The 12,443-nt window shown below is 70.6% G+C and carries 11 protein-coding genes; 1 reads left to right on the forward strand and 10 read right to left on the reverse strand.

What is annotated here, in order from left to right; genetic code table 11:
- The first annotated feature begins 2 nt into the window (after positions 1-2).
- Positions 3-734 (forward strand): hypothetical protein, encoded by a 732-nt coding sequence (locus FFI97_RS21125; protein WP_139704381.1) that lies wholly within the window; start codon positions 3-5, stop codon positions 732-734.
- Positions 735-762: 28 nt separating this feature from the next.
- On the opposite strand, the gene FFI97_RS21130 is transcribed toward FFI97_RS21125, so the two are convergent.
- The 10 genes from FFI97_RS21130 to FFI97_RS21175 all read right to left on the reverse strand — a co-directional run bounded on the left by FFI97_RS21130 (position 763) and on the right by FFI97_RS21175 (position 12,435).
- Positions 763-1,656: an SDR family oxidoreductase gene (locus FFI97_RS21130; protein ID WP_139704383.1), complete on the reverse strand. Its 894-nt coding sequence runs from the start codon at positions 1,654-1,656 to the stop codon at positions 763-765.
- A 42-nt stretch (positions 1,657-1,698) separates the two neighbouring features.
- Positions 1,699-2,490, reverse strand: coding sequence for an enoyl-CoA hydratase/isomerase family protein (locus FFI97_RS21135; RefSeq protein WP_139704384.1), 792 nt, complete (start codon positions 2,488-2,490; stop codon positions 1,699-1,701).
- A gap of 5 nt (positions 2,491-2,495) precedes the next feature.
- Positions 2,496-3,647 carry an acyl-CoA dehydrogenase family protein gene (locus FFI97_RS21140; RefSeq protein ID WP_139704386.1) on the reverse strand — a complete coding sequence of 384 codons (1,152 nt, stop codon included), beginning with the start codon at positions 3,645-3,647 and terminating at the stop codon, positions 2,496-2,498.
- Positions 3,648-3,685: 38 nt separating this feature from the next.
- A complete protein-coding gene (locus tag FFI97_RS21145) occupies positions 3,686-5,245 on the reverse strand; it encodes a long-chain-fatty-acid--CoA ligase (RefSeq protein ID WP_139704388.1) in 1,560 nt (519 codons plus the stop codon).
- Positions 5,246-5,273: 28 nt separating this feature from the next.
- Entirely contained in the window at positions 5,274-6,857 is a 1,584-nt protein-coding gene (locus FFI97_RS21150; RefSeq protein ID WP_260685092.1) for an acyl-CoA synthetase, read from the reverse strand.
- Between the two features lie 73 nt (positions 6,858-6,930).
- Positions 6,931-8,034 carry a CaiB/BaiF CoA transferase family protein gene (locus FFI97_RS21155; protein WP_139704391.1) on the reverse strand — a complete coding sequence of 368 codons (1,104 nt, stop codon included), beginning with the start codon at positions 8,032-8,034 and terminating at the stop codon, positions 6,931-6,933.
- Between the two features lie 106 nt (positions 8,035-8,140).
- Positions 8,141-8,971, reverse strand: a complete 831-nt coding sequence (locus FFI97_RS21160) for an enoyl-CoA hydratase/isomerase family protein (protein WP_139704393.1) — start codon at positions 8,969-8,971, stop codon at positions 8,141-8,143.
- A gap of 17 nt (positions 8,972-8,988) precedes the next feature.
- Positions 8,989-9,768, reverse strand: a complete 780-nt coding sequence (locus tag FFI97_RS21165) for an enoyl-CoA hydratase-related protein (protein ID WP_139704395.1) — start codon at positions 9,766-9,768, stop codon at positions 8,989-8,991.
- Positions 9,765-11,279 carry an acetyl-CoA acetyltransferase gene (locus FFI97_RS21170; protein ID WP_139704396.1) on the reverse strand — a complete coding sequence of 505 codons (1,515 nt, stop codon included), beginning with the start codon at positions 11,277-11,279 and terminating at the stop codon, positions 9,765-9,767. The genes FFI97_RS21165 and FFI97_RS21170 overlap by 4 nt, the downstream gene beginning before the upstream one ends.
- A 4-nt stretch (positions 11,280-11,283) precedes the next feature.
- Positions 11,284-12,435, reverse strand: a complete 1,152-nt coding sequence (locus FFI97_RS21175; RefSeq protein WP_139704398.1) for an acyl-CoA dehydrogenase family protein — start codon at positions 12,433-12,435, stop codon at positions 11,284-11,286.
- Positions 12,436-12,443 lie beyond the last annotated feature (8 nt).

Genomic DNA, 12,443 nt, shown 5'->3' on the forward strand with positions numbered 1-12,443 from the left:
CCATGCAAGCAAATGATCCAGAGCCGACGGCAAAACCGAGACTCAACCGGCCGAGCCTTCCAACGCTTCTAAGCATTGCTGCTGCGGCCGCAGCGTTCGGAACGGTAACGCTCCACTTCTTGGGCGACGTTGCCCATCGCTCGTATCTGAGTGCTTGGGGAATCGACGCTGGCCTGTTCCCCAAGGCAGCCGACTGGCTGATCATCAATGGCTACTATGTGCTCTTCGAGCGCTTCTTCGCCTTCCTGCTAGCAGCAGCAAGCAATCTCTTGATATTTTTCGGAATTGCGGTCGGTGCGGGCCTCTATGTATTCGTTCTCTTGACACCCTTCGGAACACCGAGCGCATCCAAATGGCAATGGTTCGAAAATCGCCCCCCTTGGCTCAAACGGCTCGTGCGGCAAACATCGCTAACTGCACTCGTCATCGGCGTTCTTCCTCTTGTGCTCGTAGTCGTTACCGCGTTTATGGCGATACCTGCGATTGTTGGCGAGACAGCGGGGCGCGCCATCGCCGAACGCGAAGAAATCGAGTACCGGAAAAATGGCTGCGTCACGGCCAGGTACTCCTGCGTTGAAGTATTGAAGGACGGCACAGCTATCGCAAAGGGCTTCATCATGGAGAGTTCGGTCTCACATCTGGCGATCTTCGACACCGACTTGAGACGCACGCGCTTGCTCTCCAGAGAAGGCACCCAGGTCTTGACCCGCCGAACGCTCAAGCCGCAGGACTAGCTGGGCGGGAACCGCCCTTCCTTCGCCATCAAGCCGCCAGCCGCTGGCGCTTGTCCTGCGCGTCGCGCCCCGCGATGTGCTCGCGCGCGCGCTTCCAGTCTTCGTCCTGCCATTGCGACATGCGCGAGAAATTCCCGCCCGTGGCCTGGAACTGCGCGCCGTCGATGGCGATGGTCTGGCCGTTGACGTACTCCGAGCCCGGGCCGAGCAGGTAGGCCGCGAGGTTGGCCAGCTCGGGCATGCGGCCGTTGCGCTCCATCGGGTTGCGCTCGGCCTTGTGCTCGCCGCCGCCGGGGTTCAGGCGCGCGCTCATGCCCTCGGTGGGGAACAGGCCCGGCGCGATGGCGTTGAAGCGGATGCCGCGCCCGGCCCACTCGACCGCGAGCGATTGCGTCATGGCGTGCAGGCCGGCCTTCGACATGGCCGAGGGCACGGTGAAGGGCGAGCCGTTCCATACCCAGGTGGTGAGGATCGACAGCACCGACGCGGCCTTGCCTTCGACGAGCCAGCGCTTGCCGCATTCGAGCGTCATGCAGAAGCTGCCGCGAAAGACGATGCTCGAGATGGCGTCGAAGGCGCGCGGCGACAGGTCTTCGGTGCGGCTCACGAAGTTGCCCGCGGCGTTGTTGACGAGGCCGTCGAGCGCGCCGCCGTCGGCCCAGATTTCATCGAGCATCTCGGTGATCTGCGTGTCGTGGCGGATGTCGCAGGTCTTGGGTGTCACGCGCCCGCCGTGCAGGTGCATCAGCTCGGCGGCGGTTTCTTCGAGCACGGGCGCGCGGCGCCCGCAGATGTAGACGTGGGCGCCGAGCAGCAGCAGCGCCTCGCTCATCACACGGCCCAGGCCGCTGCCGCCGCCGGTCACGAGGTAGCGGCGGCCGGCCAGCAGGCCGGGCTTGAACATCAGGTCGTCGAGGGTCATGGAAATCCTTGTGTGCGGTCCGTTGAAGTTCGGGAATGAAGCTCAGCGCCCCGTGTAGACGGGCGCGCGCTTCTCGAGGAAGGCGCTCATGCCTTCGCGGAAATCGCGGGTCTGGGTGCACAGCACCTGGTTGCGGTCTTCCATGGCGATGACCGCCTCCATGCTGCCGGCGTCCACGGCAATGCCGAGCGCCTCCTTGGTCAGGCGCAGCGCCACGGGCGTGGCGTTGAGCATGTCGTCGGCCAGCGCCTGCGCCTCGGCCTGCAATGCGGGCAGCGCATCGACGCGGCTCACGAGGCCCAGTGCGTAGGCGCGCTGCGCGTCCATGAAGCGGCCGGTGAGCATGTACTCGGCCGCCACCGAGCTGCCGACCATGCGCGGCAGGAAGTAGCTCACGCCCACGTCGCAGGCCGACAGGCCGATGCGGATGAAGGCGGCGTTCATGCGCGCGTCGGGCGTGGCCAGGCGCACGTCGGAGGCCAGCGCGAGCGCGAAGCCGCCGCCGCTGGCCGCGCCCTGCACCACGCTGACGATGGGCTGCGGGCAGCGCCGCATGGCCAGCATGATGTCGCGGATGCCCTTCTGCTGTTCGAGCATGTCGGCCACGCCGAGGTCTTCGCCGCCCACCTGTTCCTTCAGGTCGAGCCCGGCGCAGAAGGCGCGGCCCGCGCCTTGCAGCACGACCACGCGCTCAGGGCTGCGCGCGCTCAGGCCCTCGAAGTAGTCGCGCAGCGCGCGCACCAGCACCGGGTCGAGCGCGTTCAGGCGCTCGGGGCGGTTCAGCGTGAGCCAGGCGACCTCGCCGCGCCGCTCGACCTGCAGCACCTCGTTCATCGCCGTCACAGCGCGCGCGAGATCACTTCTTTCATGATCTCGTTGGTGCCGCCGTAGATGCGCTGCACGCGCCCGTCGGCGTACATGCGCGCGACCATGTACTCGGTCATGAAGCCGTAGCCGCCAAAGAGCTGCAGGCATTCGTCGACCACGCGGCCCTGCGTCTCGGAACCCCAGAGCTTGGCCATGGAGGCGGTGGCGGTGTCGAGCTTGCCGGCCACGAGGTCTTCCACGCAGCGGTCGATGAAGGCGCGGCCGACCTTGATCTGCGTAGCGATCTCGGCCAGCTTGAACTTGGTGTTCTGGAAGTCGGCGATCGGCTTGCCGAAGGCTTTGCGGTCGCGCACGTAGTCGAGCGTGGCCTGGTAGGCGCCTTCCATGGTGGCCAGCGCGTTCACGCCGATGATGGTGCGCTCGTACGGCAGGTCGCTCATGAGCTGGAAGAAGCCCTGCCCTTCCTGGCCGCCGAGCAGCGCGTCGGCCGGCACGTGCACGTCGTCGAAGAAGAGCTCGGAGGTGTCCTGCGCCTTCATGCCGATCTTGTCGAGCACGCGGCCCACGCGGTAGCCCTCGCAACCCTCGGTCTCGACGATGAGGATGGAGGTGCCCTTGGCGCCCTGCGTCGGGTCTGTCTTGGCCACGACCAGCACCACGCCCGCAAGAAAGCCGTTGGTGATGAAGGTCTTGGAGCCGCGGATGCGGTAGCTGCCGTCGGGCTGCTTCTCGGCGCGCGTGCGCACGCCCTGCAGGTCGGAGCCGGCGCCGGGCTCGGTCATGGCGATGGCGCCGACCAGCTCGCCGCGCGCCATGCGCGGCAGGTAGCGTTGCTTCTGTTCCTCGGTGCCGTGGTTCAGGAAGTAGTGCGCCACGATGGTGTGCACCGAGCTGGCCATGCCGGTCAGCGCGCGGCGCGCCTTCTCTTCGTAGAACACGGCCTCGTGGCGGAAGTCGCCGCCCGCGCCGCCGTAGGCCTCGGGAATGTCGGAACACAGCAGGCCGAGCGCGCCGGCCTTGCGCCACACCTCGTGGCCGACGTGGCCGCGCTTGCGCGCCTCTTCGTCGTGCGGCACGACTTCGGTCTCGACGAAACGCACGACGTTGTCGCGGTACAGCTCCAGTTCTTCGTCGCTCCACGAGCGGCGGAAATCGATGGGCATGGGGTGTCCTTCAGTGTCTTGGAATGAGGGGAATGGGGTCAGCCGACGCGGCGCTCTTTGCCGGCCCAGAAGGGTTCTCGCAGCTGGAACTTCTGCAGCTTGCCGGCAGCCGAGAGCGGCAGCGCATCGCGGAACTCCACGCTGCGCGGGCACTTGTAGTTGGCGATCTGTTCGCGGCAATGCGCGATGACGTCGTCGGCCGTGAGCGGCACGCCCTCGCGCAGCACGATCACCGCATGCACGCGCTCGCCCCACTTGTCGTCGGGCACGCCGATGACGGCGGACATCAGCACCTGCGGCATCTGGGCGATGGCATTCTCGACCTCGGCCGAGTACACGTTCTCGCCGCCGCTCACGATCATGTCCTTCATGCGGTCGACCACGAACAGCAGGCCGTGTTCGTCCATGTAGCCGCCGTCGCCGGTGTGCATCCAGCCGCCGCGCAGCGCGGCCTCGGTCTCGGCGGGCTTGTTCCAGTAGCCCTTCATGACCATCGGGCCGCGCGCGACGATCTCGCCGACCTGGCCGGGAGGCAGCTCGTTGTCCTCGCCGTCGACGATGCGGATCTCGGCCACGGGCACCGGCGTGCCGGCCGCGCGCAGCAGGCGGTTGCGGTCGGGCCCGGGCAGGTGGAAGTGCGGCATCAACACGGCCACGGTGGGCGACAGCTCGGTCATGCCGTAGGCCTGCGAGAAGCTCGTGACCGGCAGCGCGGCCATGGCCTGTTCGAGCAGCGCCACGTCGATGGGCGCGGCGCCGTACAGCAGCATCTGCAGGCTCGACAGGTCGAACTCGGCAAAGCGCGGGTGCTCGATCACGCGCTTGATCATGGTGGGCACCAGGAACATCTCGGTGGCGCGCGCGGCCTGGATGGCCTGCAGGATCGCCACCTCGTCGAACATCGGCACCACGTGCTGCGGCACCAGCCGCAGGATGCTCTGCAACGAGAGCCCGCAGCCGGCCACGTGGAACATGGGCACGGCGATGACCACGGCGGCGTTGCGCGTCTCGCGCGGCACCGCGGCCACCGAGCTCAGCGCGTTGATGTAGAGGCTGCCATGCGTGAGCATCACGCCCTTGGGCCGGCCGGTGGTGCCGCCGGTGTACATGATGGCGGCCAGCTCGTCAGCGCTGTGCGGCGCGTCGTCGATGGGCTGTGCGTCGGCCAGCAGCGCCTCGTAGCCGACCATGCCTTCAGGCACGGGACCGTCGCCGCAGTACACCACGGTGCGCAGCGAGGTCGAGAGCTTGCGCAGCTCGTCGGCCATGGGCGCGAACAGGTCGTCGACCAGCAGGATGCGCGTGTCGCAGTCGTCCAGCGAGTAGGCGACCTCCTTCGGGTTCCAGCGGATGTTCACCGGGTTGATGACGCCGCCGCCCCACCAGGTGCCGAAGAAGAACTCGACGAAGCGGTGCGAGTTCAGGCTCATCATGCCGACGCGGTCGCCGCGCGCCATGCCGAGCTGCTGCAGCACGGCGCCCAGGCGCGCCACGCGGTCGGTGAGGGTCGCGAAGTCCAGGCGGTGGTTGCCGCAGACCACGGCGGTCTCGCGGGCCTTCTCGCGGCGGCCCTTGTGCAGGGGCTGGGTGAGGAACATGGTGTCGTCTCCTTGGTGGTTTTTTTCGTCAGGCAACCCGGCGTGCGTGGCCGGCCCAGTGCGGCTCGCGCAGGCGGTACTTCATGACCTTGCCGGCGCCCGAGATCGGCAGCGCGTCGACGAACGCGACACTGCGCGGGCACTTGTAGCCGGCGATCAAATCACGGCAGTGGGCGATGAGCGCCTCGGCATCGGCCTCGACATCGGTGTTGGGCTTGCGCACCACCACCGCATGCACGGCCTCGCCCCAGCGCTCGTCGGGCACGCCGATGACGGCGGCGGCGGCCACGGCGGGGTGGCGCGCGAGGGCGCCCTCGACCTCGGCGCAGTAGATGTTCTCGCCGCCGCTCACGATCATGTCCTTGTAGCGGTCGACGATGAAGACGAAGCCGTCGTCGTCCATGCGGGCGGCGTCGCCGGTGTGCATCCAGCCATCGCGCAATGCGGCTGCCGTCTGCTCGGGCAGGTTCCAGTAGCCCTGCATCACGCACGGGCTGCGCACGGTGAGTTCGCCCACGGTGCCGCGCGGCACCTCGCGGCCGTCGCCGTCGCACACGCGCAGGTCGATGCCCGAGAGCGCCTGCCCGGCCGAGGCCAGCTTGCCGAGCTTGCGGCCTTCGGGCGAGTGGTAGTGGCGCGTGAGGTAGCTCACGCCGGCCGACAGCTCGGTCATGCCGTAGCCCTGCGCGAACTCGGCCTGCGGGAAGGTGGCGAAGGCGCGCTCCAGCAGCGCCTCGGTGATCGGCGAGGCGCCGTAGCCGACGAAGCGCACGCTCGACAGGTCGGCCTGCGCCGTGCGCGGGTCGTCCACCAGCATCTGCAGCATGGCGGGCACGGCCATGAGGTTGGTGGCGCGGTCGCGCTCGATGGCGGCGAGCATGCCGTCCACCGAGAAGCCCGGCAGGATGATCTGCGCGCAGCCCATGAGCACGCCGCGCAGCAGGAACGACAGCCCCGCGAGGTGAAAGAGCGGCGCCACCTGCAGCAGCCGCGCGCTGTCGTCGAAGAAGGCGCCGAGCATCGACACCTGCGCATTGATCACCAGCGCCGCGTGGCTGAGCATCACGCCCTTGGGCCGGCCGGTGGTGCCGCCGGTGTAGAACACGCCGGCCAGGTCGTCGCCGCCGCGCAGCGCGTCGGGCACGGGCTCGCTCTCGCGGACCAGCGCTTCGTAATCGGTCATGCCCGTGGGCGCCTGGCGCTCGCCCATGTAGACCCAGGTGGTGACGGCGCGCGCGGCGGCGCGCAGTTCGTCCGCTGTCGCCAGGAACTGGTCGTCCACGAACAGGATGTGCGTCGCGCAGTCGTCGAGGGAGTGCGCCATCTCGGCCACGCTCCAGCGCGTGTTGACCGGGTTGACCACGCCGCCGGCCCACCACACGGCCAGGTAGTACTCCAGCGTGCGGTCGGCGTTGAGCGCGAGCACGCCCACGCGGTCGCCGGGCTGCACGCCCAGGCGGCGCAGCCCGCCCGCCAGGCGCGCGACACGCTCGCCGAGTTCGCCGTACGTGCGCGTGCGGCCCTGGAACACGGTGGCGACGGCGCGCGGGCTGCACTGCATGGCGCGGTGCAGGGCCTGCGTGAGGTACAGCGGCGGTGGCGTGGTGGGCATGGACAAGGCTCCTGTCGGTGCGGTGCGGAAATGCCATGCATGCGCGAACGCGCATGCCCGGGAAACGAGGACGTCAGCGTGCTTCGGCCACGGGCGCTGCCGCGCCCCAGCGCTTCAACAGCGCGGGCCCGTCGTCGGGCGACACGGCCGGCGGCACGACCGGCGCGGTGCGGCTGAAGCGCGGCGCGGGCGCGGGCTGCACCACGCCGCCCACGGTGGCGAAGGTGCCGCGCGCCACGTTGTGCGGGTGCTGCGGCGCTTCGTCCCAATCGAGCACGGGCGCGAAGCAGGCGTCGCTGCCTTCGAGCAGCACGCACCATTCGTCGCGCGTGCGGGTGCGGAACACGTCGGCCAGGCGCAGCTTGAGCAGCGGCCAGCGGTCGGCGTCCATCTGGGCGTCGAAGGCGGGGTCGTCGACCAGGCCGCAGCGCTCGCGAAGCAGCGCGTAGAACTGCGGCTCGATGGAACCGATGGCCACGTACTTGCCGTCGGCGCAGGCGTAGGTGTCGTAGAAGTGCGCGCCGCCGTCGAGCAGGTTCTCGCCGCGCTGGTTGCTCCACTGGCCGGCCGACTTGAAGCCGTACATCATGGCCGACAGCAGGGCGGCGCCGTCGGTCATGGCGGCGTCGACCACCTGGCCCTGGCCCGAGCTTTTCACCTCATGCAGCGCGGCCAAGAGGCCGAAGGCGAGCAGCATGGCGCCGCCGCCGAAGTCGCCCACGTAGTTCAGCGGCGGCACGGGCGCCTCGCCCGAGCGGCCGATGGCGTGCAGCGCGCCGCTGATGGCGATGTAGTTGATGTCGTGGCCGGCCGCGTGCGCCAGCGGGCCGTGCTGGCCCCAGCCCGTCATGCGGCCGTAGACCAGGCGCGGGTTGCGCGCGAGGCATTCGGCCGGGCCCAGGCCCAGGCGCTCCATCACGCCGGGGCGAAAGCCCTCGATGAGGATGTCGGCGCGCGCGATGGCGTCGAGCACGGGCGCGGCGGCGTCGGGGGCGCGCAGGTCGACCTCCCAGGTGCTGCGCCCGCGCGCCAGGATGTCGTGGGGGTCGCGCCGCGTGCCGGGGCGCGCGATGCGCAGCACCTCCGCGCCCATGTCGGCGAACAGCATCGCGCAAAAGGGGCCGGGGCCGATGCCGGCCATCTCGACGACCCGAAGTCCTTTCAGGGGTCCTGCCATGTGTGTCTCCTCTGGCGCGCACCCGGCGGCCTGTTGTGTGAAGGCATCTTGGCGCGCGGGCGCCGGCGTCGCATCGTCGGAAGCGACGAAAGCGCGGAAAGACGTTTCAACGCCCCGTGAAGACGGGCGCGCGCTTGGCCGCGAAGGCCGCGGCGGCCTCGCGGAAATCCTCTGTCTTGAGCGCGAGCACCTGGGCGCGGTTTTCCACCTCGAGCGCGGCGTCGAGGCTCGGCGCTTCGAGGTTGGTCCACATGAGCTGCTTGGTGTGGCGCGTGGCGTAGGGGCTGTTGCGCAGCACGTCGGCGGCCAGGGCGAGCGCGCGCGGCAGCAGGGCTTCGTCGTCCACCAGCGCGGCGACCAGGCCGATGCGCTCGGCCTCGTCGGCCGGCACGGGGCGGCCCGTGAGCATCAGCTCGAAGGCGCGCGAGGCGCCCACCAGGCGCGGCAGGTGGTAGCTGATGCCGCACTCGCCGGCCGTGAGGCCGAGGCGCACCGCGCCCACATGGAACGACGCCGAGCGCGCGGCCACGCGGATGTCTGCGCCCAGCGTGAGCGCAAAGCCCGCGCCCACGGCCACGCCGTTGACGGCGGCGATCACCACCTTGTCGAGCGCGCGCAGCCGCCGCACCATGCCGGCGAACAGCTCCTGCCCCGCCATCAGGTCGGCCACCGAGGGCTCGCCGTCGAGCGGCTGGTCGTCGCGGCGCGTGAGCGGCGTCGTGAGGTCCCAGCCGGCGCAGAAGCCGCGCCCCGCGCCGGTGAGCACCAGCACGCGCGCGCTGTCGTCCTGCGCCAGTGCGTCGAGCGCGGCACACAGGCGCCGCACGGTGGGCTGGCTCAGTGCGTTGAGGCGCGCGGGGCGGTTCAGCGTGAGCAGCGCGATGCCTGCGCGGCTGCGGTCGAGGAGGATGTCGTCGTCTGCTTCGCTGTCGGGCATGGCGGTCTCTTTCTTGTTCAGCGACCGCTCCAGCGCGGCGCGCGTTTCTCGATGAAGGCGCGCGGGCCTTCCTTGAAGTCTTCGCTCGCGGCCACGCGTTCGAAGGCATCGCGCGTGAGGGCGCGCAGCGCGGCTTCGTCGAGCCCGCTGTTCGCCTCGCGTGCCACGCGCAGGCTCTGGCGCACCGCCACCGGGCCGTTACGTGCGATCTCGGCGGCCAGCGCCAGCGCGGCCTCGCGCAGCCCCTCGACGTCGGGCACGAGGCGGTTGACCAGGCCGAAGCCGTGCGCGCGCTCGGCATCGAGCTGGCCCGCCGTGAGGATCAGTTCGAGCGCGATGTTGGGCGGAATGGCGCGCGGCAGCCGGTACAGCCCGCCCGCCGCGGCGATCAGCCCGCGCAGCACCTCGGGCAGGCCGAAGGCGGCCTGCCGCACGGCCACGACGAGGTCGCAGGCCAGCACGAGCTCGGTGCCGCCGGCCAGCGCCTTGCCGTTGACGGCAGCGATCCACGGCTTGCTGCGCTCGCGGTACACGAAGCCCGCGAAGCCGCCGCGCTCGGTGCGCAGCGCGCTGCCGCGCCCGGCCGACACTTCCTTCAGGTCGGCGCCCGCGCAGAAGGCCTCGCGGCCGGCCCCCGTGAGCACCACGGCGCGGATGTCGTCGTCGGCCTCGGTGGCATCGACGGCGGCTTCGAGCCCCGACGCCACGTCGCCGTTGACGGCGTTGCGCGCCTCGGGGCGGTCGATGGTGACGAGGGCGACGTGGCCCGGCAGGCGTTCGACGGTGACTGCGCTCATGACACGCTCCAGTTCAAAAGATCGTCCGCACCGGCCGTCACCGTGCCGCTGCAGCCGACGGGGCTGCGGTCCAGGTCGGTCAGCACCTTCAGCGAAGCCGCATCCGTGGCCTCGACGCGCGCCATGAGCCGTTCGCCGGCCGGCGTGCGTGCGATCACGATGCCCTGCGAGGGCTGGCCGTCGCGGCCGTAGACCACGGTGAAGGTCTCCAGCGTGGCGGCGCCCGCGTACTGCAGCACCAGCGGCGGCACCGGGCCGCGCCGCGCATCGGCGGCGGCCTGCACGTCGTAGTCGGGCTTCGGAAGCCCCTGCGGCGGCGGGCTGGAGCCCAGCACCAGCGCGTGGTGCTTGGTGACGTACTCACCCTGTCCGTAGAGCAGCGCCGCCTTGCCCTTCGGTGCGGCGCGCAGCGCGCGCACCAGGCCGGCGGCGGCGTGCGTCATGTAGTCGTTGAGCGGTGCGCCGAAGAAGCTCAGGCCGCCGGTGGAGGTCATGCGCGCCTCGGGTTCGAGGCCCAGCGTGCGGCGCGCCATCTTGGGAACGATGGGGAAGCAGCTGTACAGCTCCAGCATCTCGAAGGCCGAGGCGTCGCCGCCGACCTGCGCGAGCACAGTTTCCATCACCAGGTCCTGCGCGTGCGAGCGGTGGTACTGGTCGCGCTGCAGGTAGTCGCGCGGTTCGCGCGCGGCGGCGCCGTCCCACACGTAGACCCAGCGGTCTTCGGGAATGCCGAGTTCGCGCGCATGGCCCACGCTGGTGAGCAGCACGGCCGCGCCCATGTTGACCAGCGGGTTGGCCACCATGTGCTTGGTGTAGGGCCAGGCGATGAGGCGGTTGGCCGCGTCGACGCGCGCGATGTCTTCGGGCGTGAAGGGCTTGCGCAGCCAGGCGTAGGGGTTGGCGGCGGCCACCTCGGAGTAGCGCGCCCACAGGCGCGACGACTCGTCCTGCGCCTGGCGCGGCGTCTGGCCCCAGTGCGCAAGCGCGGCGTTCTCGTAGAAGGGATAGATGGTGGTCGGCATGGCCGCGCCGAGCTTGATCGCCACGGGGTGGCAGATGTCGGTGCCGCGCACCAGCTTCACGCTGTCGTCGCGCGGGGTCCAGGCCAGCGGGATGCCGAGCTTGGCGGCGGCGTCGACCGTGTAGCGCGCCTCGGCTCCCGTGATGGCCGCCACCTGGCTCTCGCCGCGCGCGATGCGCAGCGCGGCCTCGTGGATGTAGCGCACCGGCGCTTCGCCGCCGGTGACGCCGTAGACGCTGCGCGCCGGATTGCAGCCCAGCCGCGCGTTGAGCAGCGCGGGCGCGTCGGTGTAGGGCCACGAGTACTCGCAGACGACGTCGAGCGAGTCGAGGCCGGCCAGCAGCGCGGCGGCGCCGCTGTCCTGTGCGGCGGCGCGCATGGCGCGCGCCATCAGCTCGATGGGTTCGAGGCCTTCGGCGGCCTCCTTGGTGCGGTGCGTGATCTCGCCGACGCCGACGATGACCGGCGTGCGGTCGTCCAGTGCTGTCATGGGGTTAGTGCTGTGAGAGGGGTTGTTGTTGCTGAAGCTGCGCCACGCGGCGCAGGTGCCACGCGGGCGGGCCGAACTGGCCTTCGATGAGGGTGGCGCGGCGCACGTAGTGGCCGACGGCGAGTTCTTCGGTCATGCCCATGCCGCCATGCAGCTGCACCGCGCCCTGCCCCACGGCGCGGCAGGCCTTGGCGACCGCGACCTTGGCGGACGACACGGCGCGCGCGCGCGAGGCCGCGTCGGCACCCACAGCCAGTGCCTCGCCCACGCTGGCGGTGAGCGCGTCGGCCTGCTCGAGCGCCATGTGCATGTCGGCCAGCCGGTGCTGCAGCACCTGGAAGCTGGAGATCGGCACGCCGAACTGCTTGCGCTGGCGCACGTAGTCGAGCGTGTCGCGCATCAGCCGGCGCAGGATGCCGATGGACTCGGCGCAGACCGCGAGCGTGGCCTCGTCGAGCGCCTGCTCGATCTGCGGCAGCGCTGCGCCTTCCTCGCCGAGCAAGGCATCGGCGTTCAGGCGCACCGCGTCGAAGGCGATGTCGGCCGCGCGGCCACCGTCGCGCGTGCGGTAGGCGCGCAGCTGCACGCCGGGCGTTTCCTTGGGCACGACCAGCAACGACAGGCCCTTGTCGCTGCGCGCCGTGACGATGACATGGCTGGCCCACGGCGCGGCCTGCACCACGGCCTTGCGGCCGTTGAGCCGCAGCCGGCCGTCGGCCTCGCGCACGAGCGTCGTGCGCACGTCGTCGCGTGCGTGGCGGCTGTGCGGCTCGTCGTGTGCGAAGGCCAGCACGGCCTGTCCGGCGACGACGCGCGCGAGCAGCGCATCGGCCTGCGCGCCCGGATGGCGCTGCAACAGGCCGGCGCCGATCACCAGCGTCGAAAGATACGGCTCGGCCGCGAGCGCGCCGCCCAGCGTAGGCAGCAGCGCGAGGTGCGCGGCCAGGCCGAGGCCCAGCCCGCCCTGCGCTTCGGGCAGGGCCGCGCCGAGCAGGCCGAGGTCACTTGCCAGGCCTTGCCAGAACGGCGGCGGTGCGTCGTCGGCGGCGGCCAGTGCATGAAGTCGCTGCTCGAAGCCATGCTGGTCGTCGAGGTAGCGCGCGAGGCTGTCGCGCAGCATCGCGAGGGTGTCGTCTTGGTCGGTGAGGGTGGTCATGGCAAGCG

This window comes from Variovorax sp. KBS0712 (assembly GCF_006323185.2).
Taxonomy (GTDB): Bacteria; Pseudomonadota; Gammaproteobacteria; order Burkholderiales; family Burkholderiaceae_C; genus Variovorax; species Variovorax boronicumulans.